General features: G+C 41.1%; 26 protein-coding genes and 3 pseudogenes. 19 read left to right on the top strand and 10 right to left on the bottom strand.

The window, feature by feature from the left end; genetic code table 11:
* Positions 1–166 precede the first annotated feature (166 nt).
* The 6 genes from IC007_RS04115 to IC007_RS04090 all read left to right on the top strand — a co-directional run bounded on the left by IC007_RS04115 (position 167) and on the right by IC007_RS04090 (position 5,892).
* Entirely contained in the window at positions 167–1,084 is a 918-nt protein-coding gene (locus tag IC007_RS04115) for an ABC transporter ATP-binding protein (protein WP_054846685.1), read from the top strand.
* Positions 1,071–1,862, top strand: coding sequence for an ABC transporter permease (locus IC007_RS04110; RefSeq protein WP_149528405.1), 792 nt, complete (start codon positions 1,071–1,073; stop codon positions 1,860–1,862). Before IC007_RS04115 ends, IC007_RS04110 begins: the two co-directional genes overlap by 14 nt.
* Before the next feature lie 322 nt (positions 1,863–2,184).
* The gene (locus tag IC007_RS04105; RefSeq protein ID WP_232049013.1) at positions 2,185–2,385 is read left to right on the top strand and encodes a hypothetical protein; all 201 of its coding nucleotides are present in this window, start codon (positions 2,185–2,187) and stop codon (positions 2,383–2,385) included.
* Positions 2,386–3,220: 835 nt separating this feature from the next.
* Entirely contained in the window at positions 3,221–3,748 is a 528-nt protein-coding gene (locus IC007_RS04100) for a hypothetical protein (RefSeq protein ID WP_054846688.1), read from the top strand.
* 4 nt (positions 3,749–3,752) lie between these two features.
* Entirely contained in the window at positions 3,753–5,627 is a 1,875-nt protein-coding gene (locus IC007_RS04095) for a hypothetical protein (RefSeq protein ID WP_149528403.1), read from the top strand.
* A 76-nt stretch (positions 5,628–5,703) separates the two neighbouring features.
* Entirely contained in the window at positions 5,704–5,892 is a 189-nt protein-coding gene (locus IC007_RS04090; RefSeq protein WP_054846690.1) for a hypothetical protein, read from the top strand.
* Positions 5,893–6,433: 541 nt separating this feature from the next.
* On the opposite strand, the pseudogene IC007_RS04085 reads toward IC007_RS04090, so the two are convergent.
* Together IC007_RS04085 and IC007_RS04080 are read right to left on the bottom strand one after the other, a co-directional pair.
* Positions 6,434–7,800: pseudogene (locus IC007_RS04085) on the bottom strand (MFS transporter).
* A gap of 168 nt (positions 7,801–7,968) precedes the next feature.
* On the bottom strand, positions 7,969–9,393 hold the full coding sequence (locus IC007_RS04080; protein WP_149528402.1) for an APC family permease: 1,425 nt from the start codon (positions 9,391–9,393) through the stop codon (positions 7,969–7,971).
* A 522-nt stretch (positions 9,394–9,915) separates the two neighbouring features.
* Between IC007_RS04080 and IC007_RS04075 the strand changes: the two genes are divergently transcribed.
* The 3 genes from IC007_RS04075 to IC007_RS04065 all read left to right on the top strand — a co-directional run bounded on the left by IC007_RS04075 (position 9,916) and on the right by IC007_RS04065 (position 12,006).
* Positions 9,916–10,218 carry a hypothetical protein gene (locus IC007_RS04075; protein WP_054846693.1) on the top strand — a complete coding sequence of 101 codons (303 nt, stop codon included), beginning with the start codon at positions 9,916–9,918 and terminating at the stop codon, positions 10,216–10,218.
* 65 nt (positions 10,219–10,283) lie between these two features.
* A complete protein-coding gene (locus tag IC007_RS04070) occupies positions 10,284–10,817 on the top strand; it encodes a hypothetical protein (protein WP_054846694.1) in 534 nt (177 codons plus the stop codon).
* 184 nt (positions 10,818–11,001) lie between these two features.
* On the top strand, positions 11,002–12,006 hold the full coding sequence (locus IC007_RS04065) for a pyridoxal-phosphate dependent enzyme (protein ID WP_054846695.1): 1,005 nt from the start codon (positions 11,002–11,004) through the stop codon (positions 12,004–12,006).
* A 179-nt stretch (positions 12,007–12,185) separates the two neighbouring features.
* Here IC007_RS04065 and IC007_RS04060 read toward each other — a convergent pair whose 3' ends face one another.
* The 4 genes from IC007_RS04060 to IC007_RS04045 form a co-directional block, all read right to left on the bottom strand.
* A complete protein-coding gene (locus IC007_RS04060; RefSeq protein ID WP_054846696.1) occupies positions 12,186–13,454 on the bottom strand; it encodes an APC family permease in 1,269 nt (422 codons plus the stop codon).
* Between the two features lie 58 nt (positions 13,455–13,512).
* Positions 13,513–14,259: an NAD-dependent protein deacetylase gene (cobB, locus tag IC007_RS04055; RefSeq protein WP_149528401.1), complete on the bottom strand. Its 747-nt coding sequence runs from the start codon at positions 14,257–14,259 to the stop codon at positions 13,513–13,515.
* Positions 14,260–14,515: 256 nt separating this feature from the next.
* A complete protein-coding gene (locus IC007_RS04050) occupies positions 14,516–14,908 on the bottom strand; it encodes a DUF302 domain-containing protein (RefSeq protein ID WP_162205022.1) in 393 nt (130 codons plus the stop codon).
* 219 nt (positions 14,909–15,127) lie between these two features.
* Positions 15,128–15,241 (bottom strand): putative integrase, encoded by a 114-nt coding sequence (locus IC007_RS04045; protein WP_232049043.1) that lies wholly within the window; start codon positions 15,239–15,241, stop codon positions 15,128–15,130.
* 342 nt (positions 15,242–15,583) lie between these two features.
* On the opposite strand from IC007_RS04045, the gene IC007_RS04040 reads away from it, so the two are divergent.
* Both IC007_RS04040 and IC007_RS04035 read left to right on the top strand, forming a co-directional pair.
* On the top strand, positions 15,584–15,913 hold the full coding sequence (locus IC007_RS04040; RefSeq protein ID WP_054846698.1) for a hypothetical protein: 330 nt from the start codon (positions 15,584–15,586) through the stop codon (positions 15,911–15,913).
* Positions 15,914–15,922: 9 nt separating this feature from the next.
* Positions 15,923–17,581 (top strand): YncE family protein, encoded by a 1,659-nt coding sequence (locus IC007_RS04035; protein WP_149528400.1) that lies wholly within the window; start codon positions 15,923–15,925, stop codon positions 17,579–17,581.
* 691 nt (positions 17,582–18,272) lie between these two features.
* Here the strand turns inward: IC007_RS04035 and IC007_RS04030 are convergent.
* A complete protein-coding gene (locus IC007_RS04030) occupies positions 18,273–18,473 on the bottom strand; it encodes a hypothetical protein (protein WP_149528399.1) in 201 nt (66 codons plus the stop codon).
* Positions 18,474–19,549: 1,076 nt separating this feature from the next.
* Between IC007_RS04030 and IC007_RS04020 the strand changes: the two genes are divergently transcribed.
* The 4 genes and pseudogenes from IC007_RS04020 to IC007_RS13420 all read left to right on the top strand — a co-directional run bounded on the left by IC007_RS04020 (position 19,550) and on the right by IC007_RS13420 (position 21,898).
* The gene (locus tag IC007_RS04020) at positions 19,550–19,819 is read left to right on the top strand and encodes a hypothetical protein (RefSeq protein WP_232049012.1); all 270 of its coding nucleotides are present in this window, start codon (positions 19,550–19,552) and stop codon (positions 19,817–19,819) included.
* Positions 19,820–19,871: 52 nt separating this feature from the next.
* A pseudogene (locus IC007_RS14280) lies at positions 19,872–20,837 on the top strand (tyrosine-type recombinase/integrase); the annotation flags it as partial.
* A gap of 196 nt (positions 20,838–21,033) precedes the next feature.
* On the top strand, positions 21,034–21,255 hold the full coding sequence (locus tag IC007_RS13265; RefSeq protein WP_162205020.1) for a hypothetical protein: 222 nt from the start codon (positions 21,034–21,036) through the stop codon (positions 21,253–21,255).
* Between the two features lie 493 nt (positions 21,256–21,748).
* Positions 21,749–21,898, top strand: a complete 150-nt coding sequence (locus IC007_RS13420) for a hypothetical protein (protein WP_167747976.1) — start codon at positions 21,749–21,751, stop codon at positions 21,896–21,898.
* Here the strand turns inward: IC007_RS13420 and IC007_RS04010 are convergent.
* Positions 21,855–22,161, bottom strand: a pseudogene (locus IC007_RS04010) (type II toxin-antitoxin system RelE family toxin). The gene IC007_RS13420 and the pseudogene IC007_RS04010 overlap by 44 nt on opposite strands.
* Before the next feature lie 88 nt (positions 22,162–22,249).
* Positions 22,250–22,384, bottom strand: coding sequence for a hypothetical protein (locus IC007_RS14050; protein WP_256202719.1), 135 nt, complete (start codon positions 22,382–22,384; stop codon positions 22,250–22,252).
* A gap of 62 nt (positions 22,385–22,446) precedes the next feature.
* Here IC007_RS14050 and IC007_RS13260 point away from each other — a divergent pair, with 62 nt between their 5' ends.
* Positions 22,447–22,803, top strand: a complete 357-nt coding sequence (locus IC007_RS13260) for a hypothetical protein (protein WP_162302152.1) — start codon at positions 22,447–22,449, stop codon at positions 22,801–22,803.
* A gap of 366 nt (positions 22,804–23,169) precedes the next feature.
* Here the strand turns inward: IC007_RS13260 and IC007_RS13740 are convergent, their stop codons facing one another.
* Entirely contained in the window at positions 23,170–23,349 is a 180-nt protein-coding gene (locus IC007_RS13740) for a hypothetical protein (protein ID WP_232049011.1), read from the bottom strand.
* Positions 23,350–23,988: 639 nt separating this feature from the next.
* Between IC007_RS13740 and IC007_RS03990 the strand changes: the two genes are divergently transcribed.
* From IC007_RS03990 to IC007_RS03980, 3 genes are read left to right on the top strand one after another with little or no spacing between them, the layout of a single operon-like run.
* On the top strand, positions 23,989–25,275 hold the full coding sequence (locus tag IC007_RS03990) for a circularly permuted type 2 ATP-grasp protein (protein ID WP_149528397.1): 1,287 nt from the start codon (positions 23,989–23,991) through the stop codon (positions 25,273–25,275).
* The gene (locus IC007_RS03985; RefSeq protein ID WP_232049010.1) at positions 25,263–26,087 is read left to right on the top strand and encodes a transglutaminase family protein; all 825 of its coding nucleotides are present in this window, start codon (positions 25,263–25,265) and stop codon (positions 26,085–26,087) included. The genes IC007_RS03990 and IC007_RS03985 overlap by 13 nt, the downstream gene beginning before the upstream one ends.
* A complete protein-coding gene (locus tag IC007_RS03980) occupies positions 26,074–26,475 on the top strand; it encodes an alpha-E domain-containing protein (RefSeq protein ID WP_149528396.1) in 402 nt (133 codons plus the stop codon). The genes IC007_RS03985 and IC007_RS03980 overlap by 14 nt, the downstream gene beginning before the upstream one ends.
* Positions 26,476–26,702: the final 227 nt, after the last annotated feature.

Raw genomic sequence — 26,702 nt, 5'->3', positions numbered from 1 at the left:
ACGTAACAGAGTAGGCATGACAGCTCTTGATAAAATATTTTAAACCTGAGATATCTTGAAACTACATGAAGACCCTGAATTCATGAGGAGAGACATGGGCATCTAGGAGTTAGCTTAAACCCTATACGACAAGATTTTTAATAGCTAAAGTTTATTACACTTTGTTATGTCACCTTCTGTACAAGTTGAAGGGCTTTCCAAGAATTTCGGTAAATTCACCGCTTTGGAGAGTGTCTCCTTTGAAATAGACAAGCCCGGATGTTACGCTATCCTAGGCCCTAACGGGGCTGGGAAGACTACCTTGTTCAGGATACTTACTACCCTGATATACCCTGACTCGGGGAGGATATTGATGAACGGGAAGGACATATTCAGGAACAAGGAGGAAGCTTTGAAGGAGATGGGCTCTCTGGTGAGCGTACCAGAGCCTCCTGACTTCATGACGGTGAGGGAGTTCATCCAGTTCGCAGCGAAGCTCAGGGGGAGAGAGGCTGACGTTGAGTCACTGAACGCCAGACTTGATTTACCAAACCTTAACTCGAAGTGCGGTAAACTCTCCAAGGGACAGAAGAGGAGGACTTTCCTAGCGGCTGTGATAGCACAGGATCCGCAGATCCTCATACTCGACGAGCCCACTGATGGCCTGGACCCAATTGAGATATACAAGGTAAAGAGTGTCATACGTGAAATCAAGCAGAACAAGACCATTCTCTATTCTTCCCACATTTTGTCAGAGGTGATAGACATGTGTGATTACGTCTTCATCATGAACAAGGGGAAGATAATCTACAAGGGTTCCGTAACTAACCTTGAGAGGATCTTCAGGCCTACTTCGGTAAAGGTGGAGTTCGAGTACCAAATAAACCCAGGTATCCTCAAGGAGCTGCTGGCCGGAATGGTAACCAGGGTACAGGAGGACGGGGACAGACGTTTCGAGATATTCTACGACGGCGACTCGGAGACCAGGAAGAAGATACTGAGGAAGCTGGTCGAGACGTATGACGTAAGGAGCTTTTACGACAGTAGCTCGAGTCTTGAGAACGCCTTCGTGAGAGTGCTAGGTGTCTTCGGTGGCAGGAGTTAAAGACATCTTCTACTACAACACTCTTTTCTATGTAAGGACGAAAAGGTTCCAAATAATGCTTCCCTTAGCCGTGCTGATCTCGTTCATCAACACGTTCCTCGTTGACTTTCACGTGGTCACGAAGCCAGCCTCAGCTTTCCTCTTCACTGAAGCTAATCTGGGTTACTCAGAGATCCTCTTCATTTTGATAGCGTCGATGTTCGCGGGGGACTTAGTATCAAGGGACTTCTCAAAGGAGGGGCTCTTCATCCTCACTCAGCCGTTCAACAGGGAGAAGATATTCGCTGTGAAGTTCCTGTCCTCAATCTTAGCTGTTGTCTTGGTGGTTTTAGCTTACCTAGCAGGGTCCTTCGCCTCCACGTTCATACTCTATCACTCCATCATACCCACTTGGTGGGAAATCGTAGGTATATCGATTGTTGGAATAATCTCCCTTGTGTCCTTCGTGTCCCTCTTCAGTGCCTCGGTGAAAAGCCCCACGGTGTCAATCACTATCTCTATCTTCGTGTTGCTGATAGGTTTCCCCCTGGTCCAATCCATCATGGGCGACCTAAATAAGGAGCCCTTCTTCCTTGTGACCTACGCACTTCAGTCCATTACAGACTTAGCACAAAGGGTTTATCCACCTCATGTGGTCAGGGTGTTGTCACCAACCGGTGACTCGGTTACATATAACCCGACCGTGCCAGAGAGCATAGCCATATTCTTGGCCTATATGTTGTTGGGCATCGTATTGTGTCTGGTGATCTACAGGAAGAGACAGCTCACGGATGTGTGAAAAACCTATTGCATAATGAACAACCTTGTTTTAATCCTTTACCACTTTAAGAAAACTTTTGTATAACAAGTTCTATGGCTAAAGCTGAAGTCGTTTTAACGTCGTTACCTCTTCCCGCATCCTGTATCTTTTTAAGTCAAAGCAGTGTTATCTTTTAGTTTTAACGTTTTTTGCTCTTCATTTGTATTTAATCCCATGATGAACTGGAAATCCCGTTAACTTGATTTCAGGGTGTAGGCTTGAGTTTCAGGCAGCAGCGTTCGATTTTTCATGGTTATTTTTATACTTGAAACGTTTCTAAAAAACTGTGAACAACATGAGCATGAAGATAGACCTTGCAAGCCTTCTTGCTGACAAAGGTGTGAATGCCGAGGGAATAGACGCTAAGAAGCTAACGATAGAGACCTCTGACGGAAAGGTTCTTTCAGCAGACTCCCCTTCAATAGCGAAGACAAGGTTTTTCGGTATGGATGTATTGTTAATTCTTGCAGACCTTAAAGATGAGCAAACAAGTAATGAATAAAGTTCTGGAAAGTAATTTCAAGATTTTTTAAATATTTTAAAGCTCTAATTGTTTTTTTTAAATAAAAATGTAGAAATGATCAATTTTTCACTTTATCTTTTAGACTTTACTTTCCCTAGGGAAAGGAGGGGGATAAAAAGGTGTTATGAAACGTGAAGTAGATGAATCAAGTACTCAGTTTGCTCACTGATCTTAACGCCTCTCCAAAAGCCTCTGGTAGTAATTCAGCTAATGTATCCTTCAAACGTTCCTGTCCCAGGCTAATGTATTACGCTTCATGGCGAAACATCAGGTTTTCGCTTAGGCCTAACTGAGATAAGCAATTTATTTATTCAAAAATTGGAAAACAGATTAGATTCTAGATTTTTTCATCAAAAAATAGAAAACGAGATAAAACCACTGGATTAATAGAAACTTTTATCTATAATGTTTAACTCTTTAAAAATTAGGCGAAGCATATGGCAGAATCAAGCAGCCTAAGCCTCGTACTACAGTTAGTGGAGCAGCTCTTGAATACAATCCTCGGATTGTTAGAGAGCTTGCTCCAGTCACTCCTTCAAGTCTTCGCAGCTTAAACGGCTGTGACTTGAGGAGTGAACCGACGACTCTAAAGTTAAATAGGTTTTTTTAACATTTAAACTTAATCCCCTTGTATCCTTTTATAAGCTCGTAAGATAGTCAAGCTACTATCGAAGTTCTTTCATTTTAGCCAAGGGAAAAGAATATCCAAACAAAAATACTTTAGCTAACTAAAATGTACTTCTTAATAAAATTTCTGAGAATTTTCATAAGAAAGGGTTTTATAGAAGTTATAATCCAGTTATATTGATAGATAATGAATGAGAGTGTCACTTCACTGATTTTGATTGCAGCTACGATTATAATCGGTTTAGTAGTTTTTTCATTCCTAGGTGGGTACTTCACTGTACAATCTGCTCAGGTGAATGATTCTAAAGAGGCACAAGTCCTGTCTACTTCGTTACAAGTGAAGCAGTTGGTGAATCAAGAAGGTGATGAGAACTACGTGGTCATTTATCCATTCCTCAAGGGTTACAACGGGCCATTATACGTCGTGGCGTTCTCCCTTTCCTCTTTCTATTCCTCTTCTCAAAATCTCATAACTCCCGCTGCACCGACCTTCAACGGTTGGGTTGACATAAACGGCACACCAGGTAAAATGGAGAACGTGAAAGTATACAACACTGGAGACGGTGTGCTTTATGACGGGAGTATGATGATATATACTACTTCTCCTAATGCGGTTCAATTCATAAACTTCAACCAAGGATCTACAGTGATGGTGTGGTTCCTGGTCAACATAAACGGAGAGATGGCCAGGATAGGGTATACGATACTAGGGTGAGAGGATGAAGTTTCTCCATGCTAAATTGACCAAGAGAAAGAGGAGGGCCCTCAGTACTGTCATAGGCATGATAATAGTGCTGATCATAATGATGGCCGTGCTCATTCCTTTCAGCTTCCTGCTCTTCTCTGTACCTTCAGCGCAGAGTATGGCGTCGCAGAACGCTCAAGTGGTGTCTTCCCTAGCTTCAGCACAGAACAACGAGATTGTGGTGATACAGAGTAGCCAGCAACTTTCCACTGTAGACCTGGAAGCATCGAACCAACCCATCTACTATGGATTGGTCTATCTAGGTAGCGGAACGCTTTACATACTACTCCTCCAGAACGTCACCCCTAACGTGATCCTAAAGATAAAGGACATACTGGGATTTGAGGGAAATTCATGGAACGTGATAAAGAAGGGACTGAACCTCGAGGTCTCTCCAAGTACTGTTAACGCGTCCTTTGCCGGACACCCTGCAGTAGAGGTACAGTTACCCGCCCTACAGAAGATAGCTATAGTGAGCAATTACGGGAACATGATACCTGTGACTCCATATAACTACATTTCTCAAGTTCTAACTAAGAAGACAGGGGGTATAGTATATCTAGACCCTAACAGCGTAGATGTGGTGAGCAACCCTCAGGCAGTAGGTTTACCTTACTGTTTCTTCAATCCTAGCCAGAATTCTCAACCTCTGTCAAAGCTGGTAGAAAAGTACGGAAATGCCCTGACGTTAAGCGGTGTAGTTATAGGCGGTAAAAGCGGGGAGTTCAATTTCGACGGCTATTATGAAGGTCCTCTATGCGCAGAACTTTCTTCTAACATTTTCGCTCCACCTAATCCGTTTAACTTTGAGGGAGATCTCTCGGGCTACTGGGCTCTTCCTGATTGCAACGTCCTCTCTGGCGATGCGTCTTATCAAGGCTCGATCACCTTGGTTCCTTCAGGCGGGTCTCCGGGGAATGTAACAATTGACGGTACTGTCTCAAATCTAGTAGTAAGCGGGGCAGAGGCGTCCTTCCATGATTTCAAGGGACAAGTCGTCTTCAGCAATGGAACCAAACTTACCATTAGCCAAAAAATTAAGTCTCTCAACCTTACATCCACTGCTACCATAACTGGTTCTGGAGAGGTTGTATTTCAGGATGGGTACGAAGTATGTTATGGGCTCTTTGATAACTACTTTACCGCGAATTTAAATGGTCTAATGGAAGGAAAGATAACGATATCTGACTGTGTACTGGGCTTCAACTATCACGTGTATGGTAAAGGTACTTTCGATGGAAATTTCCAAATTCAATCTCAATCTTCCTATGACGACTCAGGGTTTGCCGAGTTTCAGGGAAACATAGATGCAAAACTTACCAACGTGCAGGTAGATTGCTTTAACTCCGTTACAGTAGATACATTTGCTCAACCTGAAGGGGTAAACGTAACTTCCATCGGCCCTCTGTCTTTCCTAGAGACTCCTATCAGGATAGAGTTTAACTTCGCTGTGGCTAACCCGTCTAATTCTACACTTGATATTTACTATGCCTATATTTCGCTGGACGAGAAATTCGTGTTCCACTTACCTGCCAGTAGCGGTGTGCCGTCGGGGACCGAACAAGGATGCTTTGTAGGTTACGCCAGAGTAGACTTCCCCTCAACGATAGAAGTCCCGCCGGGAGGTTTCATTAACCAAACAATAAAAGTCTCTATTCCTCTTCAGATTCAGCTATTTGGAAATCCACAATTGTATCAGAAAGACAACATAAGTATCTTAGATGCTTCTGAGTTCGAACCACTATTTGAAACTATGAATTTCGAGTTATATACCAATGTCGGTTATCTAACGTCAGGGAACTTCGTATTGCCGGTTCAAGTACCGGTACAAGTTCAGGCTCAGACGTAGAGGTTAAGTACATAAGAGTCTTTTTTCCTTCCTTTCCTTTTTCCTCATTTTCATCCATTCATCTGTTTCGCCTCATTTGTCACCTTGGATCTCGGAGACCTCATTTCCCGACGTTCACGACTTCGGTAAAAGACTTCTTCCTTGCGTGGTTCATTGCCGAATTCCTGTAAATGAGACGAAGGACATAGCTAAGAATTACCAAGAGGAGAAGAGGGAGGGAAAATCTCCGTCTAAGTCAAAGATGGACGTTCTTCAATTGAACTAAAGTGAAACAGTATTCACTGTCATTAAAGTATGATGGATAAAGAGTGAGAAACCATTCGTTTTATTTAAGAGCTCTTCACGCTCCTTTTCTCTATCGAAAAGGTCCCTCACTGAGTCCTTAGGCTCTGTGGAGAATAGCAAATATCACCCCTGATACTTAAAGCTTGTTTTCCCTTTAATGACCGAAATCCTGTTTCGTGGGACGTCTTAACACGTATCAGGAGAACGTGAAACTCTCTTTTAGATGAACGATTAAATAAGATTTGGTACGTTGTAAGGACTCAACATTCTATGAATTGACGTAATCCTTAAAACGGATATCGTCTTCATCGACATCATTCTTCGCTGTCAGGAAACCTCATCACGAGCTATATCTCCACGCGAAAAGTGAAAGAAAGAACTTCTTTTTCCTTCAGAAGCGGGAGCTTAGGAATCAGACGAGGACATCGTCCTGATTCTACAAAGATTTAAACATAAAAAGATGAAATAAAACAAAATATATATATATGGAATAAAGAAAAACAAAAAAGGACTCTCTTCCATTAGGTGGCGACGTTTTCCTCCTTGCTAGATTCCTCCAAGGGTTTGCCTTTAGTCTCAGGCACCAACAGAGTTATCGCGGCTGCCACGAACATCAGGACTGCAAAGAACGTTAAGGCTATTTCCTTGCTTACGGAAAGGAATAGCGTAGGGAATACGAATGAAGCTATTGCAGCTCCGCTTCTACCGGAAGCCACAGTGAACGCTTGTACCATGCTCCTAGCTTTAGTAGGAGCAAGTTCTACACCGAGCATGCCAGCAGTACTTATTATTCCGGGTCCTATGCTTCCTAAGAGCTCATGAAGTCCGTAGAGCACTAACAGCCCCAACGACGACATGCTGGTCAAGAGCAAGGCGAAGAGCAGGAGGAACAGTCCTTCTCCTGCAGCACCTATAGCTTGGAGTGGCTTCCTACCTATCTTGTCAATTGTGGATATTCCGACAAACTTGCCGGGGAAACCGAAGACAAGGGATATATCAACGAGAACACCGCTGGGTTGTAAATTCCTATAGACCTGGCTATTAAGGTTGGACCGAAGAGTCCGTTAGCGTAGCCAGTCAAGTCGAAGAGGAACCATAAGACACACGCCATAAGGAATATCTTACCGAATTTGCCGAAGTAAGTCAGTATACCGTTTCTGTCTGCCAAGTTGGAGTCCGCCTTGACGTTCTCTCCCGTTATCTGCTTCACTACAGTCTCGAACTTGTTAACGTCGCCTTTTATTCTGAGCAGGAACCTGCTTGTCTCTGGGACCTTCCTCCTGAGGTAGATCACTGAAGCTGCTGGGATGGCACCAGCACCTAGGATTATCCTCCACATCAGGCTATGGGGTACAGAGAGTGCCTCAAGCCCGAGGAACTCAAGGGAAGCTGTAACTGCACCGAGGCTCCACATCAGACCGAACCCTATAGCTATCAGCTTTCCTCTGTCCTTAGCGTTGGAGTGTTCAGCCATTATGAGGGGTGACAAAACGTAGTCAGCACCAGTGCCTATACCGACCAGGAACCTTATCGCCGCGAGCTCTGCGGGGGATGTAGCGAACGCCTGAAGCGCGGCCCCGACTGTCATGAGCATGACGTCAACACCGTAAAACGTCTTCCTGCCCTTGTTTGCTAGTACTCCGAAGAGGATTGCACCTAACGCTGCACCTATGAAGACGGTACCAGATAACGCACCCAACCAGAAGTCATAAGACGGGCTGCTCTTAGAAATACCGAAGTCTGTGAGCACAAAGAGTAAAACAAGGCTTATTGAAGATAGGAGGTATCCGTCTGAAAATACTCCCATTCCAGTGGTGAACAAGCTCTTCACGTGGAACATGCTGAACTTCTTGTCGTCTAGGGGTTTGAATACGTCGCCTAGTTTCATGGGACTAAAATAGCTGAGCTGAATTTAAGCGTATTCAACTTAGAAAATATAGATAAATGATGATATATCTGGTTTATATAGTTCTATTGAAAAAGGTTTTTAAATTAGATTTAGCATAAAGTGATAGAGATACGAAAAGGAGATTACGAAATGTGTGAATTTAAACCTTTAAGTTGGATCTTTTCGTACATCTCGTTCCAAATCATCTAGTTTCACCTCTACTAGTTTCATCTTTCTATTTCTTAACAGGAAAAGGAGACCTGGGAGGATAAGTGATAATAGAACTAGGGCATATTGCGATGAGTTGATTCCGAAAGCTTGACCTGCATCTAGGATACCGAGGAAGACCACAGACGACATGAAGAGTGCGGTAGGTAAAGAGACCGCTCCGTACCTCTGCGGGATTGACCCCTTCACGACCAGGTAAGTAATGGTTAAAGCATCCATGCTGAACTCCAGGGAAAGGAAAGCTCCAGCTGCAGTCAGGACGAGCCCGAAGAAGGACTGCAGGCTGGGGGAAGAAAGCTGTAATATCTGCACTACCACTTCTAAGAGCGTAATTGACACTACAGCCACCCAAGGGCTACCGTTTCCCGTGACAGAAGAGAACTTTGAGGGTAGTATACCTTCTCTACCAGCAGAGTACCATACCCTGCTAAGTATGTAAGCTGTTAACCACAGAGAACTAGCAGTAGAAGAGATCACGGCTATGTCCATCACCCACACGTATCTTGGGATGACTTGCGAAGCCCAAGTGGCGAGGGGATCTACCGAGACGCTGAGTGCTGAGGTGGGAGTCTCCATCGACATGAGAGGCATCGTGACCATGTAAATGGAGAAGACTATTGCTAGCCCTGCTATCCCCGAGAGCCCAGGCCACTGGGTAGGTTTCTGTGACTCCTCTGAAGCGTAACTGTCTATCTCCCATCCATCAAGAATAGTGGCTACTATTACTAAGGTTGCCGCTAAGCCCAAGAATCCCCTGGGGCTGAAGAGGAAGCTCCCGTCAAAGAGCATCGAGGGCGAGAAAGGGTTTATTGACCTAGGGATGGAGTAGATCCCTATCGCGATGAAGCTCACCAACACTGCCAGCTCCACTGCCAAGAACGCCTCTGTCAGTTTGGCTGTGGGTTTCGCACCTAAGATGAGCGGTATCGCTGACACTATCACCCATGCTATACCCACGATTGAGTCCCATAACACGCTGCTTTCGAACGAGTAACTAATGATCCCTATCCTGTAAAGGAGGTCAAGCGTGTACTCTCCCGCAGGTATCACAATTGGAGGAAGAGAAAGGAAGTAAGCTAGGGAGACTATCCAGAACTGGAACAAACCATACCTTTTCCCTACCAGCTTTGCTCCCCAGTGGTAAGACGCTCCCGCGTTAGGGGATATCTTGTTCAACTTCCTCAAGAGCAAGGAGGCCATCAGGAAGAACGGGAAAGCGACAAGGACTGACATCGTCGCGTGAACTCCCATGATTTCTGTCATCACGCCGTATGCTGCGGAAATGCTGAAAGCCGGCGCTACGCTCGAGGTAGAGAGTGGCACCAGATCGAGGATGTGGAACACCTTCCTCTTGAGCTCAGCCAATCAACACACCTCGGTAATAGGATCTCCCATCTATTGATATTATTATTTGATTTCTCTTAATATTAGTTGTAAAGGTATGAGTTCTAATCATTGCTCTTACTACCGGATATGGATAGGCTATCCAGTATATTTAAATTTAACCTGTATTTAGTATAATATAAAGGATATAAATTTCTTCTTCCGTTGAGACGAGTTTTCTATTTAAGGTTAGGTTACATGCTCTCTAAGGAGAGTAAGGGGGAAACACGATCTGGCTTATATTGAACGATAATGTACGCGCAACTAGTGTAAGAGCTTCTTGGAAAGGCGAGAGAATTTCTGAAAGAATTTAAAAAGAAAAATTCATTTAAACAGCTATTATCTATTTTATGTTAAAACAAGTTAATGCAGACATGCAAGGTATACTTAACAAGTTAGATAAACGAAGACTATGTGTGGAGGATTGTCGTTCAAGTCTTAATAAAGAGTGGGACAAAGGTATCGGATAATCGTTTTAGAGAATAATAGACGAATAAAAATATCATGAGATGCAACATATGCGGAAAGGAAAGCGACGGAGACACATCTGTGAAGATAATGAAGTGGATAGTATCGCATTACAAGAAGCATGGGTATCCCGTGGATGAAATCAGGGAGAAGCTGGACCTTGGGTGTGACTCCCTATGGGACTGCAGGGAATACGAAGATGACGCTTCGAGGGGAAAGGAATACTTAGTTTCAACTATAATGAGGATTATAATCATCGAAGACGAGGATGGGGTATCGATAATATTAGGTAAAAACGACGAAACTCTAGAACCTCTTTCTTTCAAGAGAAAGACGTGATAAGTAGCCGTGTTATAAAAAGTTACTTAATATAATGTTTTGATTCTTGAAATTACTTTTATACCATGAACATTAAATATTTGTTTCAAGGTAATGTGGTGAGTCTTGTAGCTTCCTTGGTGATATTGGCAGAGCTGGTTCTACTTGACTTGAAGGGGCTGAACTTCATTTTCTCTCTTCCCTCAGTAGTTATACTATGGGTAATATGGGCAATGGCTATACCATCAGTTCTGAGCTATCACAATGTGAAGCTGGAGAAACAGAGGATGCTTGACGTATTGGGAACTCTAGCAGTTATTATCGCTGGAATAGGTCTAGTCTTCCTGTCTCTAGGTAAGTTCCTGGGTGTAGAACTAATACTTCTTGGTTACTTCTTCGAACCATTGGCGGGAGTGCCGATATTCCTAACTGCAAGGAAGATCAAGCCCGCGTACTCATCCCTCTTCTTCTGGGGAGCTGTAGTGTTCACTACAGGGTTACCTCTCTATCTCTTCGGACTGGGACCTGTTGCAATAGTAGGAGACGTGGTGAAAATGATAGGTCTGGTAGGACTATTGGTGACCTTAAACACGAAGAGTTTCCTACCCAGAGCTTCATGATTAGAGCAAAAGGGAAAGCCTAACTTTTCATGAGTTTTCTCGTTAATCGTCTCTCTCAGTGTCCTCCTCTTCTCCCTCTTTCCCTTTTCTCCTTCCTTAACAGTTAAATTAGACCTCGGACGGCTTACCTAGAGGCGAAGAGAGGGGAAAACAACTTGTTATTTCCATATAGAAAATGAAATGCATGAAACAGATCTGCACTAGGTGCGGAAAAGAAAGGGGAGGACTGGAGCTTAAGTGCACTAGGTGCGGAGGTCCTTTCAAGTTGGAGGTGGACTTTCCGTTCTCGAGGAACCTCAGGGAAAACTTTCCTTACGTTAAGGAGTGGGTAAGCTTGGGAGAATGGAACACGCCAATGCTGAAGGGAGATCTTTACTATAAGCTTGACTTCCTGAACCCCACGGGGTCATATAAGGATAGAGGATCTGTGACTATGATATCATACCTAAAGCAGACGGGGATTAGGGAGATCTCCGAGGACTCTTCAGGTAACGCGGGTGCATCGGTAGCAGCTTACGGTGCAGCTGCGGGGATGAAGGTGTCAGTCTTCGTCCCTTCGTCTGCTAAGGGGAACAAGGTGAAACAAATTGTGGCTTACGGTGCCTCGGTTGTGAAAGTCAATGGAAGTAGGGAGGACGTGGAACTTGCGGCGGAGAGGTCGGGGTTATATCACGCTTCTCACGTCTTGGAGCCACACTTCCGAGACGGGATAAGGTCTCTGGCCTACGAGATAGTTAGGGATTTGGGGTGGGAGTCTCCGAGCGAAGTTTACTTACCCGTTTCGGCTGGGACACTACTCTTGGGAGTTCACGAGGGTTTCAAGCATATGTTAAGGGAAGGAGTCATCCGCGATATGCCCAAAATAGTCGCGGTACAGTCCAAACAAGTGAGCCCTCTCTGTTCCGTGGTTAATCACGAGGACTACGACCCGCCTGAAAACGTGACTTCCATAGCAGACGCTTTAGTCTCTACCAACCCAACCCTCCTACGGGAAATGTTGGAGGCGATCAAGGAAGGCGAATGTGTTACCGTCTCTGATGACGAGATAGTTGACGCATGGAAGGATCTGGCTAGAAAGGGACTATTAGTGGAGTACAGCTCAGCTACGACGTTAGCGGGGTATAAAAAGAGGAAGGACAAGGACATGGCTGTCCTGGTACTCACGGGGTCAGGCCTGAAGACGATTTGAAGTTTGAGACGACGTTGAAGGGAGGCTAAATTGTATTTATAACTTCTTAGGAAAAGTTATAATATTTTTTCCGAATTTAGTAATAAAGTAACTCTCCTTTACCCCTGCACCCAAAGGGAAACATAGGCCTTTAGAGGATGGAGAGAATATGAAGGGAGATGCATTAAAGTGAGTTGATTTCATACGCTGTGACCCTCGTGCTTAATGAACTCCTTATGGAAAGTAAATAATACCAAGCCAATGATGAGAGTTATCGTTCCTATTATGAGCGCATCGCTCCCCAGGGATACCATGAATACTAAGGATAGTATCACAGACGCTATCTGTATGAACGGAAATAACGGGGATCTGAACTTACCTTTAATTCCTCTTTTTCTAGCTATTGCGACTTGAATACCTGAAAGAGCATAGGAGAAAACTATACCGAAGTTAGATGCAAGCGCTATGCTTTCCACATTTCCCAGGCTAAGTGAAGCAAGCATGACCGAAACTATTACGATTAAGGTTTCCTTCTTTCCTTTCAGGAAACGCGGTAGCATGGAGTCCATGACCATCTGGTCCATGGTCCTTTCGGCAGCTATTATGATGGACAGAGTTACAGTTGTAGCTGCTATGAGCGCAGTTGCGTCTATGAAGTAAAGCAAAGGTAAGGGTGTCCTGATGCTCTCCAGTACCAACGACAGAGGGTCTGAAGCAGTGCCGAACTTAGTCCAGTACAGAGAGTCTATCATGGAGAAAGTGACGAGCATGTATAAGGAGGAACTTATCATGAGCGAGGCAATTATCGCCTTCGGTACCGTCCTCTCCCCGTTTTCAACGCTGGGAGTCAGCGTAGCTATAGTGTTGAACCCAGAGTATGCAAAGAAGGCTATGTTTGAGGCTACGAGAAGACCAAGAACGCCGTGAGGTAAGAACGGAGCGAAGTTTTCCTCCCTGAAGCCCGAAATCAGTGTAGAGGACGCAATGAATGCTATCAGACCGACTATGTTAATCACTACAAGGAGGCTCTCGATTATCGCCGCAAGCCTTAAGCCGTGATAATCCACTAAAGCTAGAACGAGTATCAAGATTACGGCAAAAGGGAAGTACAGAACTGTAGGTAAGCCCAACGAGACCAAGTAACCTGAGAACCCCAACGCTGTAGCAGCCCCGCTAATGGAGTATGCTATAAGCCTGAACCAGCCCACAAGGAACCCCATGGTCTCCCCCATGGTCAGGTTGGTGAAGCTGTACACCCCTCCTTCTACCGAGGGGAAGTCGGACGACAGCTCAGCGTTATTTAAACCTACAAGAGAAGCGTAAACTGCCGTTACCACGAATGCTATTATGGCGGAAGGCCCTGCGGAGCTTATGCTAGCCCCAGCCATTATGAATATACCTGCCCCTATTATATTTCCTAAGCCTATCGACAATGCTTGAAAGAAGCTCAGCTTCTTAGATCTCTGCACAGATCTTCGGTGGTTTAATTGTCTTTTAACTTTTCACCTTTTCTAATTGTCTCGACCCTCATCTAACTTTACCCAACTCAGACTTTATCTCTTCAACTATCTCCGGTAAGACCTTCTCTACCTGGCCTCTGACAACCTCATCTGCCACTTCGTCCAAAGGAGTTTCCTCCATGTTCACTATGATCAACCTCCCGCCGTTTTCCTTTACCGTCCTCGGAACCAGGTTAGCAGGGTATACTGTAAGCGAAGTCCCGATGGCCATGACTAGGTCAGCCCTAGAAGCTATCTTTAAAGCTCTCTCTATTTCCTTTACGGGTTCGCCGAAGAGTACAACGTCAGGTCTGATCACGCCTCCGCACTTGCACAGAGGTGGGTTTTGTCCTTGGTCTATCATTTTCAGGACTTCGCTTGATTCGTAAGGCTCAAAACACGTAGAACAATAAGACCTTCTCATGGTACCGTGTATCTCGATAACGTTACGGGAGCCTCCCTGTTGATGTAGGCCGTCTATGTTCTGTGTAATGACCCATTTCAAGAGTCCCATTCTCTCCATTTCTGCCAGGGCTTTATGTGAGGGATTTGCCGATGCCTCGAAAAGCCCCCTCATTCTAACTGAATAAAATTCCCAGAAAGACTTGGGATCTTTCCTCAGGAAGTCCGCAGAAGCAATTTCAGGGGAATATCTCTTCCAGAGTCCGTTAGGTCCCCTGAAGTCTGATATACCTGAGCCCGTGCTCATCCCCGCCCCGGTGAACGCTATTTGATAGGAAGAGGAAAGAAGATATTCCACTATTTTCTCGTACATAGGGACAAATAGATTGAGGTGTTATAACGATTTCGCGTCCTCCCAGACGGGTTTACCAAGAGTGTTCACAGCTAACGTGCACGTGAACACGTTATTCAAGGGAAGGTTCATCCGTGACGTATCCTTGTTTATCTGGGGCTATGAGCGGAAGACCTCAGTGAGGGCAGGAGTAGTTCACTTAAATAATCCATTCTCGGGAGCGAACAATTTTAGAAAAGAGGAGAAGTGCAACGCGATGGTAATTAACCTCATCCTCTCAGAGGGAGAGACTTTCCCTTTCAATCACGCTGAGCCTTTTCATGATCTTGTAGAACGTTTCGTCCAGTTCCCTTCCTATCTCCTCCGCCCCCCACTTGTTTAGTATTTCACTTGGCTTCCAGTACTCCACGAACGTCTCATCACCCTTTTCAAAGACGTAAATCCTAAGGGGAGGGACTATCCCTGCCCTTATATCTAAGTTAAATAATTTGTAAGCCAGGTCGGGCCTGAATACCTCGAAAATGTAGTTTCCTTTTATCTTCAGGTTAGCCTTAGCTAGGTTCTCCTGGGCATTAATTCTAGATACTATTTTGAGGTTGTTTTCCTGAATCGCATTGCCCAACAATTCTATTGCTTCTTGGAACTTTTCCTTTACCTTTAGGAGCTCCATGAAGATTATCCTCAAAAACTTAATAAAAATTTTTCCCATATCGTTATTTTAGTAATCTATTTAAAAAAATTATTATTTTATTCGCGCGAACTTCGATTTAACTGGTTTTTATGAAAAATAGAACGATTTCTAAAGAGAATAGCGACAATTTTAGCCTAAAGACTAGGAGGAACACCTGTGGACCCGAAGGTCCCGGGTTCAAGTCCCGGCTCGAGCCCTTTAGGGGGACGAATCCCCCAGTACCCCTGCTTTCAATTTAAGGTAAGTTTCGATTATCTTATCTAAGGAACCTATGTAAATTTCCTTTACGTTACCCTTTGAGTCCTTCTCTATCTTGTAAACATAATACTTCTTCCCTCTTTGACGAATCTTATATTACACGGCTGAGAAAACCCATAAATCATAATTTAAACTATGCCCCCTTCTTCAGTGTGCCCAACAATTACGTTTGTTTCAGATTTAGTTAAAAAAGTCTGGATAGTCTTATCTTGCTGATGTCTTATTATTTATTAATGCAAGATTTTTATAAAACCCTACATTAAATTGAAAGCATTTTCTTTAATTTATATGATAAATATTAAACTAACAATATAGTTGGATATACTCACCTTTTGATAAGTAAAATTATAAAGGTCCAAGACGCTAACTTGACCAAAAATAGCCGAACTACAACCGATGAAAACTGAATTAAATAAAGAAATAGAAGATTTTGATGTAGTTATACATTACGACCCAGTAGAACAGAGGTTCTATGAGGCTTTAAAGAGGTTAGTTGCTAGTAATAAATTCGCAATTATAAGGCTATATCCGAGAAATCTATCTAGAGAATTTAGTGAGAGCCATGTAGGAACTCTTGATAGAAATGGAAAACCATATATAGTTGTAGGCTATGATAACCAAAGTTTTATACTTTACGATATATTCAATAAGCAATACTTAAAAATTAACATGAATGAGTTATCTTATGCCATAATGGATGCTTCACTCGATTTAGTAATAGCGTAGGTATTTAAGATGATCATAAGGAATGTCCACAAATTACATGGAATAGGGACAATTCCTCATTTGGATTTGCAACATAAAGATAAGATTTTTTTAATAAAAATTGATAGATTTAATTACAAGGAATATGTATATAACTTTTCAGAAGATAATTTCACTTTAATTTGGAAGTTAGAATTCCAAGTAGCTGGTGGGACATATAATGATTTAGTTGAAGTTAAAGAAAAACTAATTATTCCTCATTCATATAACAAAATATCCTTAGTAGATAAGAATAATGGAACCGTATTAGACACATTTCAATTGTCTAAGGAAGAAATCTTATGGAGAAATAAATCTACACCATGTTTGTTGGATGATCAGACACTAATTGCACCTATAGGACCATATATTAATATAATAGAAATTAATGATAATTCTAAATTTAAATTAAAAAATACGATAAAACTTAGAGATGGAATATTGTTATTATCCAGATGTAAATACGTAGATAATGTTCTGCTATCATATGCATATGATGTGTACAATAGTACGTATCTTCTTCTTGTATTTGACTTAAAAAACAATAAAGAGCAATATTTTAAACTATGTAGCGCCCCGTTAGTAGCGTATAATAATGTTGAAATTATACCTACTAAATTGGAATATATAGCAACTTGTGGGAGCAATATATTTTTATTTAATGAAAATAACATAGATGGCATAGTACAGATCGAGGAGGAAAAAAACTTACATATTACTCCACCTGCTTATGATCCAAATAACGACTATTTAATACTAGCCACCTATAGCGGAAAATTGTACATCATTGACCTAAGCAGTAAAACTTTCAAAAACGTGTTACCTTTACCGGGTAAACCAACAGGTAAGCCGATATTCGTTGATGCAAATAGCGTAATTATATATAGTATACCTTATTTATTGAAGGTCAACCTAAAATCCTTAGATATCGAAGATAGCTTAATAATTGGTTATGCACCGTATTCCATACCTGAAATAAATGGTGATATTGTATATGCTGTAGGAGGGGATATGCCAAAGAATAATTTTCTAGCAAAAATAGAGTTAGCTGGTAAATATAATTCTAAAGTTGAAGGTGTTGTTGATCTGAATAGCAACTCTCTAAGTCTAAGAGTATTAAATAGTGAACACCTAGGTACTAATGATTTAATAATAGATCTTTATCCATTAGGTGTAGATAGACAAATTAGAATCAATTCTATACAAAATGAAATAAAGATTAACCAATTCTTAAATATTGACGAAGTTAAAAAAATTTTATTCAGAAAATATTATGATAACTATTACATTTTATTGCTATATTTAGGAAATAACGGCGGTGTAATGCCAGCATTAGTAAAATTTTATCAAGAAGGTAAACAGAATTTAAGCAGTAGTTATTTGAATGTAAAATTGTTAAACTATTTGAATTCAGCAACAGACATAAATGATATATCTCTAGATAACTATATAGTAAAAATTGCTAAGGTATATTTTAAATACAACCTTAACATAAACTTAGAAGATGATAAAATACTACACATTTATAATGAGGTGAAAAAGGATGCTGGGAAAGGGGATATATTAAGGCTGATAATTGACAGAATATTGAAAGAGCTAAAAATCAATATAAATACATACAACATCTTTGACGAATATAAATATCTCTAAGGTTTAGTGAAAAATGCATGAACTATGAAAAACGGGTAATATTTGATACATCGTTTATGACTTTTTATGTTAGGTTTATTAGAAGTCTTTTTTTAGGCTTTGTATTTTTATTTGTATATCACGTGACTAATTCTGTAGAAGGAGTGTTAATAAGTATAGCAACATTTTCTGTAGTTGATATAATTTTAATATTTTTTAACTTTTTGAATGAAAATAAAATTATAAAACTTTTAAAATATATATTATTTTTACCATATATTCCTATATTATTATTAATAACTAAAAATTTTTTGATAATACAGTTATCAATTATTCTGTTCATAAGTACTGAGATTTTATTGAGATCCTTAGTGTCTTATGTTAGAATTAAAAATGTAAATAATGTGAGTAGGGCTATATCGATTGCAAACATTGCGAGTATGGCTGGAACACTAATAGCTGATATTACCTTGTACATAATAATTACGTTAAATACTTATAATTGGTTTTATTTTATTATGTTTCTAATTTTTACGGCATTTGTGTTTTATTCTAATTTAAGATTTAAAAAGTATTTTATATCTAATAATATTAAAAATAATAAATTCAAATTCTATGTAAATAATAAAATTTTACCTATTATCTTAGTTACAATAGGTTCCAACTTGGTCGTACCTATAGTTATATCTTCCTCGTCAACTAATCCTTCGGTTTACGCGCTGATGGAGCTTTTGAATGGTATATCCATCTTCACCATATCTATATTATTTCTGACATTAAAGAATAGGTTTAGTTTAGCTTTGTTTTTATTAATATTTAATTCATTTATTACATCTATGCTCTTAATCGTCATGACCCCTAGCGATAAACTCTTTTCGTTAACAGGTTTTACTCTAGGAACTATTGCTGTCACGTCTTCGATCTTAACGTCAAATTATATTAAAAAGGTATTTCCTAACTTAACTGCATCAATATTTATAATTAATTCTATGGCAGCAAATTTAACTTCCACCATTGCCTCTATTATAATAATCTTAGGTAATAGTGTACAAGATATATATTATCTTTCAGTAATCTCATTTTTACTTTTGTTTACATCTTCTTATATCCTTTTTAAACATTTAACTAATAACTAATTTATTATATAGAGTAACTATGGAATTACTGAAAGACTTAAGAAGACGTTTGTACAAAGAAATGTTTCTTCATCCACTAATAAATCCCAAAGGGATTGAAAGTATTATACATTATAATAATTTTAGTGTAAGTACAGCAGCTGCAGCAACTACTACAAACTCTTCTCTTCTGAACTCAACGCAGATCCAAAGCTACGCTCAGAAGATCCCAGCTCCTTCTTCAAATCTCTTCCAGGAGATTCTGAATTATGTAGCTGACGGATACAATTGGCTAGTTAGCTTAATACAGAATGTATTACAAAGTACATTATTGAAACAAGATCCAGAACTGGCTAACACTTACGCGAACATAATAGCATGGTTAGTGCCACTAACTGCTATTTATATTGCTAACTTTTATCGAAGTAGCTAGGAAATTCTTAGGCTATACATTGGTCGCAGGCTGGATATTTTGCTAGTAGTTCTGTTCTTAGCCCACTAAAGTTATTCAATTTTTCTTATTAAACTGGGTAGTTTATGTTACTTAGGATTTTTATTATAAAAATGAGAAAAAAGTTGATAAAGTTAGGAGTTTGTTCTAACTATTCTCTACCGCAAGAATAAGTCCAAGTCGTCTAGATAGCTCTCATCTTCTATCAACTTTGCAGCAATTTCGTAGTTCTCTCCGTCTTTTGTAAGCTTAATTATATGTCTATTACCAATGTACTCATCCTCAATGAATCCCTCTGCCCTAAGTTCTTTGATGAAGAAACGTAGATTAGATTCCTCATTAGTTAGAATGTATGGGGGTTCCGAACGATGAGCTCACAGAATTGAAGAAAAAGCTAAAGTACGTTACGTTAGAGGTGGAAGAATGAGCATTAGCATCACTGCTAATACTAAATATGTATATGTATCTACAGATAAGAGGGTAAGGATTATACTTGTGGATGTTGATGAATATGGAGTTATTAAGATAAGCGGTGACGTAGAAAGTAACAGCAGGCCTGGACAGTATCATCATACAGAGATACTGATTAATGGTAACTGGATAAGGTTCAGCTGCTCTTGCGAGGCCGGAGCTTATGGACCCAGTGGTCCAGGGTTCAAGTCCCGGCTCGAGCCCTATTTTAACGATCTTTAAGAGAAATTTTACGTTCATGCAACTGTGAGCGTTAAATTTGCAACTACGTAGAATATACAAAGGGGGTTATACATTTTATGCTAAAAAAATCGACGTTTCAAAGTTAGACGACGATAAGAAGTTAAAGATACTAAAAAAGCGGTAGAAAAGGAGGGGCTATCTTACATTTCAAATAAAATAGGTAAACAGAAGTACGCTTAACCTACATCAATGGGAAGATCCGGAGGATCCCAGATGAGGTAGTTGAGAAAGCTGCAGAACTTCTTACTATTGAGGAGCTCTCAGATATTATTTACGGCTTAAGGACCGTCGAAGTTGACCCGACCATTGCTTTAAGCGTAGTAGTTAAAGCAGTTAAGGACGAGGGTTTCCGTAATTTTTTCATTAATTTAATATGGCAGTGCTTAGGGGATTATCTTAAGTCATCATCTAATAGTTATATCGTCACTAAAGATGGCATCGAATTATTTGAGAGATATGTAAGAGAAAATAGGGCAAAAAGGACCGCAGATGAGCATATTCAAAATATAAGGAGAATATTATCTGATTTGAACTATGAGCTTACTCCTGAAAGAATTAAGGAATATATGCTGGACCTGCAAAGCGATAATCTAAATAAAGCAAGGGCATTATGCAACGACCCTTAAACTATTCATTAAGGAAATAATAAAGCCGAAAAATTCCGGGGTAGCAAAGAGTTTTATGATTCCTTCAAATAAAGGGAAGTTCAACTACAAACCTCCTTCTTCATCATTAGATATTTTGAAGAAAATTTTCAACAGCATCAATGACTTAGGAGCTAAGGTTCTATTCTTACTTCTTTCCGAGACAGGTTTGCGTGTCGGTGAGGTTTTAAACTTAAGAGTAGGTCAGATTGGACTAGAACACAGAATTATTAAAATCATGAAAAAGAGCGAAACGAAGAGGGCTTACATCAGCTTTTTACATGAGAAAACGGCAACTTGGTTTTATGGATAAATACTTACCTTACCGTGAAGATTTCGTAAGAAAGTATGAAAGCTGTCCCTTCATCAATTCTTAAAGCCTCTTCAATTTCCTTTAACTTTACGGGGGTTAAGGGGGCGAAAGTTTCCTTCCATCAGGGAGGGAATGGATAGCCCTTATAAAAACGTTTTATACTAAAAAACAATAATATTCCTAGACCTCGGCTATAAGAGCTGGGTCGTACCATCGCGACTGGGGGACTTAAGCCTGTGGAGAGCAAAATCTCCGTAATCCCTCCACACGAGGCATTACAGAACGGTTCCTTGGTGGAACCTCCGCTACGGGTCAAGGGGGATCGAGGTTGCTCTGAGAAGCAGGAAATCCCCATCGCGAGGTGGGGATGCCCGTCCGTGAGGGCGGGGTATTTCACTGTGCAGCACCATCTCCTAGCAATATATATCTTTGCAATATATATCTTTAATTTATCATAAAGTTCTACCTTCTGCATAATAATCTAAATTCTCCTTAAGCAGGATTAAAAATATTGTTAGGTCTCAACAGTACATTAGAAGATTAGTTTTCTTTATCCCTTCCAGTAGGATTAATGATGCTATTGTTATATATCCTTACTTTCCATAAGAGCTTGCCCTTCTCTGTAAAAAATCAGAGATTCTGGCAGGATTAATGACAGAGCGATAACGCCTAGTTATATAACTTTATATCTATAATCGATATTGAAAATTTTTAACCTAGTGTACCTATACTATATGAAATGGTAAAAGGTCATACACCAAAAAATGCTTATCAAAGAATGCAAAGTCAAAAAATTGCCCAGATTAAAGAAATGGTATATAAGCATTATTTCAAGGCTAAGAAGTGTGAATAAGAAGTAGTAATGGCGTTACGGTTTAGGATTTGTTTCAGTAAACTGTGGAGTTTATTCTAGACTGCACCTTTAATAACCTCTGTGAGAGATTTATACATATGAGAATTGTTGAAGATGAGTACGGTAATAGGTTCCTGGAAATTGAGAATGAGGAGGACTTTAAGAAGTTTAAGGAGGACTTATTAAAGAGAGCTAGGGAAAAGGCTAACGCCCGTAAGCCTTCTTATGAGACCCAACCTCCCAAATAAATACGATACAGTTTTTTGAGTCAACGCTATAAAGCACCCTTATATCTCCCGTAACCTCTATTGAGAACATATTATTTCCGTAAATATCCTTTCCTAGCTTCTCTCTAGCATACCTGAAAGGATTTTCTTGTAATAGTTCCAATTTCTCTAGAACGAGCATTAACAGTTTGTCGCTGAAGTTATCTAAAGCGTAGTCCGTGAACTCTTCGTAGCTTCTGGCCTTTTTTCATTAGGAACCTTATCTTCCAGTTCTCACAACCCATAGTAAATGAAATAGAAAATGTATTTAAAAACTTTCCTCTTTTCGTTTAATATCTCTTCAGGAATAATAGTACTGAAAAATGAGTAGCGTTACTGTTTCTTCCTTATTCCTGGGAACCTCCTCAATACTGCTTCTAAAGGGATGTGAGCCGATAATGAACCGTTGGTAGCGTCGTAAACTGCTACTAGTATTGCATTAAGTGTCTCGATACTGCATTTAGCCACATTCTGCCAGAATCATTTTATTCATAACAAGATTTATGAGTTTTTGGTAGAAAGTGATAATCATGGAAACTAAACGATTGGAAAAGGAAATAGTTTTCGTAAGTAAAGTCTCCGTAACTAAGAGCAAGAAAAACGGGAAAGAGTATATTACTTATAGGGTAACCGTCCCCATGGAGAAGGCTAAGGAGTTGGAATTGAATGACGGGGACTATTTGTTAAGTGAACTCACCCCGCCCTTACGGACGGGGCATCCCCACCTCACGATGGAGATTTCCTGCTTCTCAGAGGAACCTCGATCCCCCTTCACCCACAGCGGAGGTTCCATCGAACGGAACCGTTCTCTGATGCACCGTGTGGAAGAGGGGTTACGGAGGGTTCCTCTCCACAAGCGTAAGTTCCCCCAGTCCCGAGGGTACTGACCCAGCTCTTACAGCCAAGGTCTAAGGAAATTTTGACATACAAATATAAAACCGTTTCTATAAGGGGGCTATCCATCCCCTCCCTAACGGAAGGGGACTTTCGCCCCCTTAACCCCCGCAAAGTTAAAGCTAAGAAGGCTAAATGGTACCACCTCTTAAATTGGGAGGAGATGAGGAAAGTTTACAACATGTTACCGGAGGAAATAAAGAAGGAAGTTGATGAATTGAATCATAAATAGTGTTTCAACATATCTCTTGTTAGAAATATTATAGCCTTAGGGAAATCAGACTCCCTATTAAAGTCAGTTTTATCGGATAAGTCTAAAAATTTGTTCCTAGCTTCCTCGTCATCGTTTGCTATCGCCATTATTCTTGGCGGTGTACCTCTATAATAAGGTATTTATCAACAAGTTTCTCCAACTCATCTATAGGTAATGATAGCCCAGAGTAAATTTCTATTGTATGTTTCATATTTTTTAATATATCATAAAGTTCTTGGAGCTTTTTGCAAACTTCTCTACCGTTATTAGTTAGTCTAACTATCATCTCTTTTCTCTCCGCCTTTCTCGATCTTGGCTAATCTTATGTTTATTAGGAAATCTAGAGGAGAACGGTAAGCTGAAGAACTGATTTTTGACCTATTTATTAATTCCCTAACCGTTATCCCGTCCTCTTTACATAACGCAATTAACATTCTTTCGTAATGACTTTATTGCAGGCTCATTATTTAAGAAAATTTTATAATATACGAAACTACTAAGATAATAGAAGTTAGTGTCATACCGTAAGGATTATGTATAAATTGAGCGAGGAAGTAAAACGAAAATAGAGTAGAAAAGATCATTACGGGAGCAAAGCTCCAACTGACCTCCTCCCCGCCCTAAAGGGTGAGGCTTGTTCTTCACTTTGTCATACATAAAGTGATCAAGCGTTGTAGTTTAGTTCAATATTTTTCAATAGATTTTCTTTATTAACGGTTTAAAAATTCTCCTCTTTTATCTATATTTTCCTTTAGATATAGATAAAATGGCTATATTCCTATAAAATATTTCCTTTCAATAACCCTTGTTAAGTATAAACTTTCTATTTAGATCACGGTATTGATGAAACAGAACACCGTAATATGAAAAGTTTTTATGCAAACTGAAGAAAGGCTTAACTATTGGATAAGGCAGATAGGATTCGATGTTTGATATAAAGTTGTCAGAAAATGATGAGTTCTTTGAGTATAATGATTCAAGATATAAAGAAATAATTGAAAAATTGAATACGGTAAACCCGACAGAAGTAGCAAGTTTGGTGAACAGATTAGCTTCATTATCGGGTTTCACTTTCTACACGGGGTACTTCTTCAGACCTGTTAAGATAGACCCAATACCAAGGGTTCTGAACTCCGGGGAGTTCAACGAAATAGGGGTGGAACTGAGCAAGAGGATGGATGCCCTGAATCGCCTGCTTTACGACATCTACCATGATAAGCCGTCCAGACTTAACGAGGAGCTGGTGGTCAAGTCGCCTTACTTCAGACCCGAGATGTTCGGCTTCGATCCCCCTCATGGGATTTACGTATACATCATGGGAGAGGACATAGTGAAGGTCAAGGGGGAGCCCTTAATCCTGGAGGACAACGTAAGGGTACCCTCGGGTATGAGTTACGCTAAGAGATCTCAAGAGATAGTGGAGTCAGTGCTGAAGCTCGGGATGAAGTCTAAGCAAGCGATGTTAACCATGATGCGTACCTTGATTAGGGCTTCTGACACCAGGGACCCCGTGATAGCGATTTTGACTGACGGTACGTATAACTCAGCGTATTTCGAGCATAAGTTCTATTCTGACAGGCTGAACTTGTTGATGGTCGAACCATCAGATTTACGTTATGAAGGAGGTGAGGTGTTGGCAAAAACGCTGGAGGGCGACGTGAAAGTTGACGTAATATATAGGAGGATAGAGGATTTGGACGTGTTAACACCTGGGTTAATGAAGGCTTACTTGAGGGGAGACGTGAACATAGTCAACTCCCCCGGTACTGGGATAGCGGACGATAAGATGACATTCTGTTTCATGCCCAAGATAATGGAGGATTACGGTATAAAGCCGAAGTTGAGGCAACCCTTCTCCTTCCCAGTAGAGGAGATAAATGAAGACGTCATAGAGAAGCTAGTCCTGAAGAGGAGAGAAGGGTACGGTGGCACCGGCACTTTCATAATGTCTGAGTTAGACGTGAACAAGAGGGCGGTCGTCTTGAAGGAGCTGAGGAAGAACCCCACCGAGTTCATAGCGCAAGAACTATTAGACTTCGATACAGTTCTTTCAGTCATAGATGACCGGTTTTATGAGACTTACGCAGACCTCAGGTTCTTCACGTTCACAGAGGGTACAGCCGACTCAGTTCTGTCAAGAGTCGCCCCGGTGGGGAGCAGGGTCACAAACAACAGCTCCGGAGGACTGGTGAAGCCTGTATGGATCAGATGAGAGCTAAGATGCAGGAAGAGAAGACTTTGCTGAGCGTCACGTACAAGGCTGTTTATGAGTACGAAAGTGTGGTTTTGCTTAACGACAACATAGTGAAGATCGTGCCGTATCCTTCAGGGAACCAGAGGTTAATCCACGAGGAAGTGGGGACAGAGCCAGAGGGCCATAAGGTCAGGTTCACCGACTCATTCGGGAACATAAATTACAGGATAAAAGTCACGGAACAGCACACATCGTTAGTCATTAGTAGTCAGAGTAAGGTAGAGGTTAGGAGAGTCCCCATGGTTGACTGCGTCCTCCCTTGTAGGATAGGCGAAGAGAGGTACCTCTTCTCGAGTGACCTGATAGACGTGGATTTCTTCTCCGAGATTGGAACTAAGGTTAGGAGATCATCACACACGTTAGACGAGCTAATCAGGAACGTCGTATCTTTAGTTAGGGAAAGGATGGAGTATGAGCCGGGATCCACTTACATAGACACTGAGGCGTCGAAGAGCTTCAAAATAGGTAAGGGGGTTTGCCAGGACTTCGCCCACGTTACCATAGGTATCCTCAGGGCTTCAGGCGTGCCAGCCAGATACGTCATGGGATTAGTGGATAAAAACCCTAAGGTGACCCATGCTTGGGTGGAGTTCCTCTCTCCTGCGGGATGGGTTCCGATAGACCCTACCAGGGGGATCCTTTACGACATTGGGTATGTCAAGTTCGCCGTGGGAAGGGACTACAACGACACGCCCCCCATTAAGGGTTCATTCATCAGTTCAGGAAAGGGGAGATTGAGCAGGTTAGAGGTGAAAGTTGACGCAGAGTAAGTCCACTGGGTACAAGATCTTCTGGGCTGGAAGGTACCTCGAAAGGTTGGAGAACATAGCCAGGATAGGGCTGTTCCTCTCAATGAGGGGAGAGGAGGACTTGGTGAAGACGTCTCTCTCCGTTGATGACGTCAAGGGATATGCAGAAACTGAGTTCAATATCCTAAGGGAGGACATGAGGAGCTTCGCAGACGAGAACGTAATGGCTTCACTGTCGTATCTAGAGAGGGCAGTATTTTCAGATTCTATTGGCGAAAAATACTATAGAGACCTGCTTCAATCAGTTCTCGCAGTGGGAAACGCTATAGAAGGCTTCATGGCACCTTCGTCAAACTTGGCAATGCCGAAGAAACAGGAGGAGGTCAGAGAAGAAGGTCAGAGGAGGTAGAGCTTTCTCCTTCAGCTCACGTTTGAACATGAAGAAGATTTTTTCCCTCTTTGTGTATGAAACTGCTGGTAGAAAATTTTGTTTTAATACCATGGGAATTGATGGCTTTAGACGCCTTGAGTCTTAATTTCAATTACAGAAAAAGGGGGTTAAGGGGGCGGAAAGCCTCGCCTCTCTGAGGCGGGGATGGATAGTCCCCTTTGTTTAAATACTTCTTTTTTCGAAAT

It is taken from the genome of Sulfuracidifex tepidarius, assembly GCF_008326425.1.
GTDB classification, from domain to species: domain Archaea; phylum Thermoproteota; class Thermoprotei_A; order Sulfolobales; family Sulfolobaceae; genus Sulfuracidifex; species Sulfuracidifex tepidarius.
The sequence above is the reverse complement of the archived record's forward strand: the minus strand, read 5'-3'. Positions and strand labels throughout refer to the sequence as shown.

Bases quoted from the DNA above. Each gene is read 5' to 3' on its own strand.
- IC007_RS04070 (WP_054846694.1), top strand. From the start codon at position 10,284: ATGAACATTAAATATTTGTTTCAAGGTAATGTGGTGAGTCTTGTAGCT.
- IC007_RS13740 (WP_232049011.1), bottom strand. From the start codon at position 23,349: ATGATAGTTAGACTAACTAATAACGGTAGAGAAGTTTGCAAAAAGCTC.
- IC007_RS03990 (WP_149528397.1), top strand. From the start codon at position 23,989: ATGTTTGATATAAAGTTGTCAGAAAATGATGAGTTCTTTGAGTATAAT.
- IC007_RS03985 (WP_232049010.1), top strand. From the start codon at position 25,263: ATGGATCAGATGAGAGCTAAGATGCAGGAAGAGAAGACTTTGCTGAGC.
- IC007_RS04020 (WP_232049012.1), top strand. From the start codon at position 19,550: ATGAGCATTAGCATCACTGCTAATACTAAATATGTATATGTATCTACA.
- IC007_RS04035 (WP_149528400.1), top strand. From the start codon at position 15,923: ATGATCATAAGGAATGTCCACAAATTACATGGAATAGGGACAATTCCT.
- IC007_RS04100 (WP_054846688.1), top strand. From the start codon at position 3,221: ATGAATGAGAGTGTCACTTCACTGATTTTGATTGCAGCTACGATTATA.
- IC007_RS04050 (WP_162205022.1), bottom strand. From the start codon at position 14,908: ATGGAGCTCCTAAAGGTAAAGGAAAAGTTCCAAGAAGCAATAGAATTG.
- IC007_RS13420 (WP_167747976.1), top strand. From the start codon at position 21,749: ATGAGAATTGTTGAAGATGAGTACGGTAATAGGTTCCTGGAAATTGAG.
- IC007_RS04115 (WP_054846685.1), top strand. From the start codon at position 167: ATGTCACCTTCTGTACAAGTTGAAGGGCTTTCCAAGAATTTCGGTAAA.
- IC007_RS04105 (WP_232049013.1), top strand. From the start codon at position 2,185: ATGAAGATAGACCTTGCAAGCCTTCTTGCTGACAAAGGTGTGAATGCC.
- IC007_RS04040 (WP_054846698.1), top strand. From the start codon at position 15,584: ATGAAAACTGAATTAAATAAAGAAATAGAAGATTTTGATGTAGTTATA.
- IC007_RS04095 (WP_149528403.1), top strand. From the start codon at position 3,753: ATGAAGTTTCTCCATGCTAAATTGACCAAGAGAAAGAGGAGGGCCCTC.
- IC007_RS04065 (WP_054846695.1), top strand. From the start codon at position 11,002: ATGAAACAGATCTGCACTAGGTGCGGAAAAGAAAGGGGAGGACTGGAG.
- IC007_RS04075 (WP_054846693.1), top strand. From the start codon at position 9,916: ATGAGATGCAACATATGCGGAAAGGAAAGCGACGGAGACACATCTGTG.
- cobB (WP_149528401.1), bottom strand. From the start codon at position 14,259: ATGTACGAGAAAATAGTGGAATATCTTCTTTCCTCTTCCTATCAAATA.
- IC007_RS13260 (WP_162302152.1), top strand. From the start codon at position 22,447: ATGGAAACTAAACGATTGGAAAAGGAAATAGTTTTCGTAAGTAAAGTC.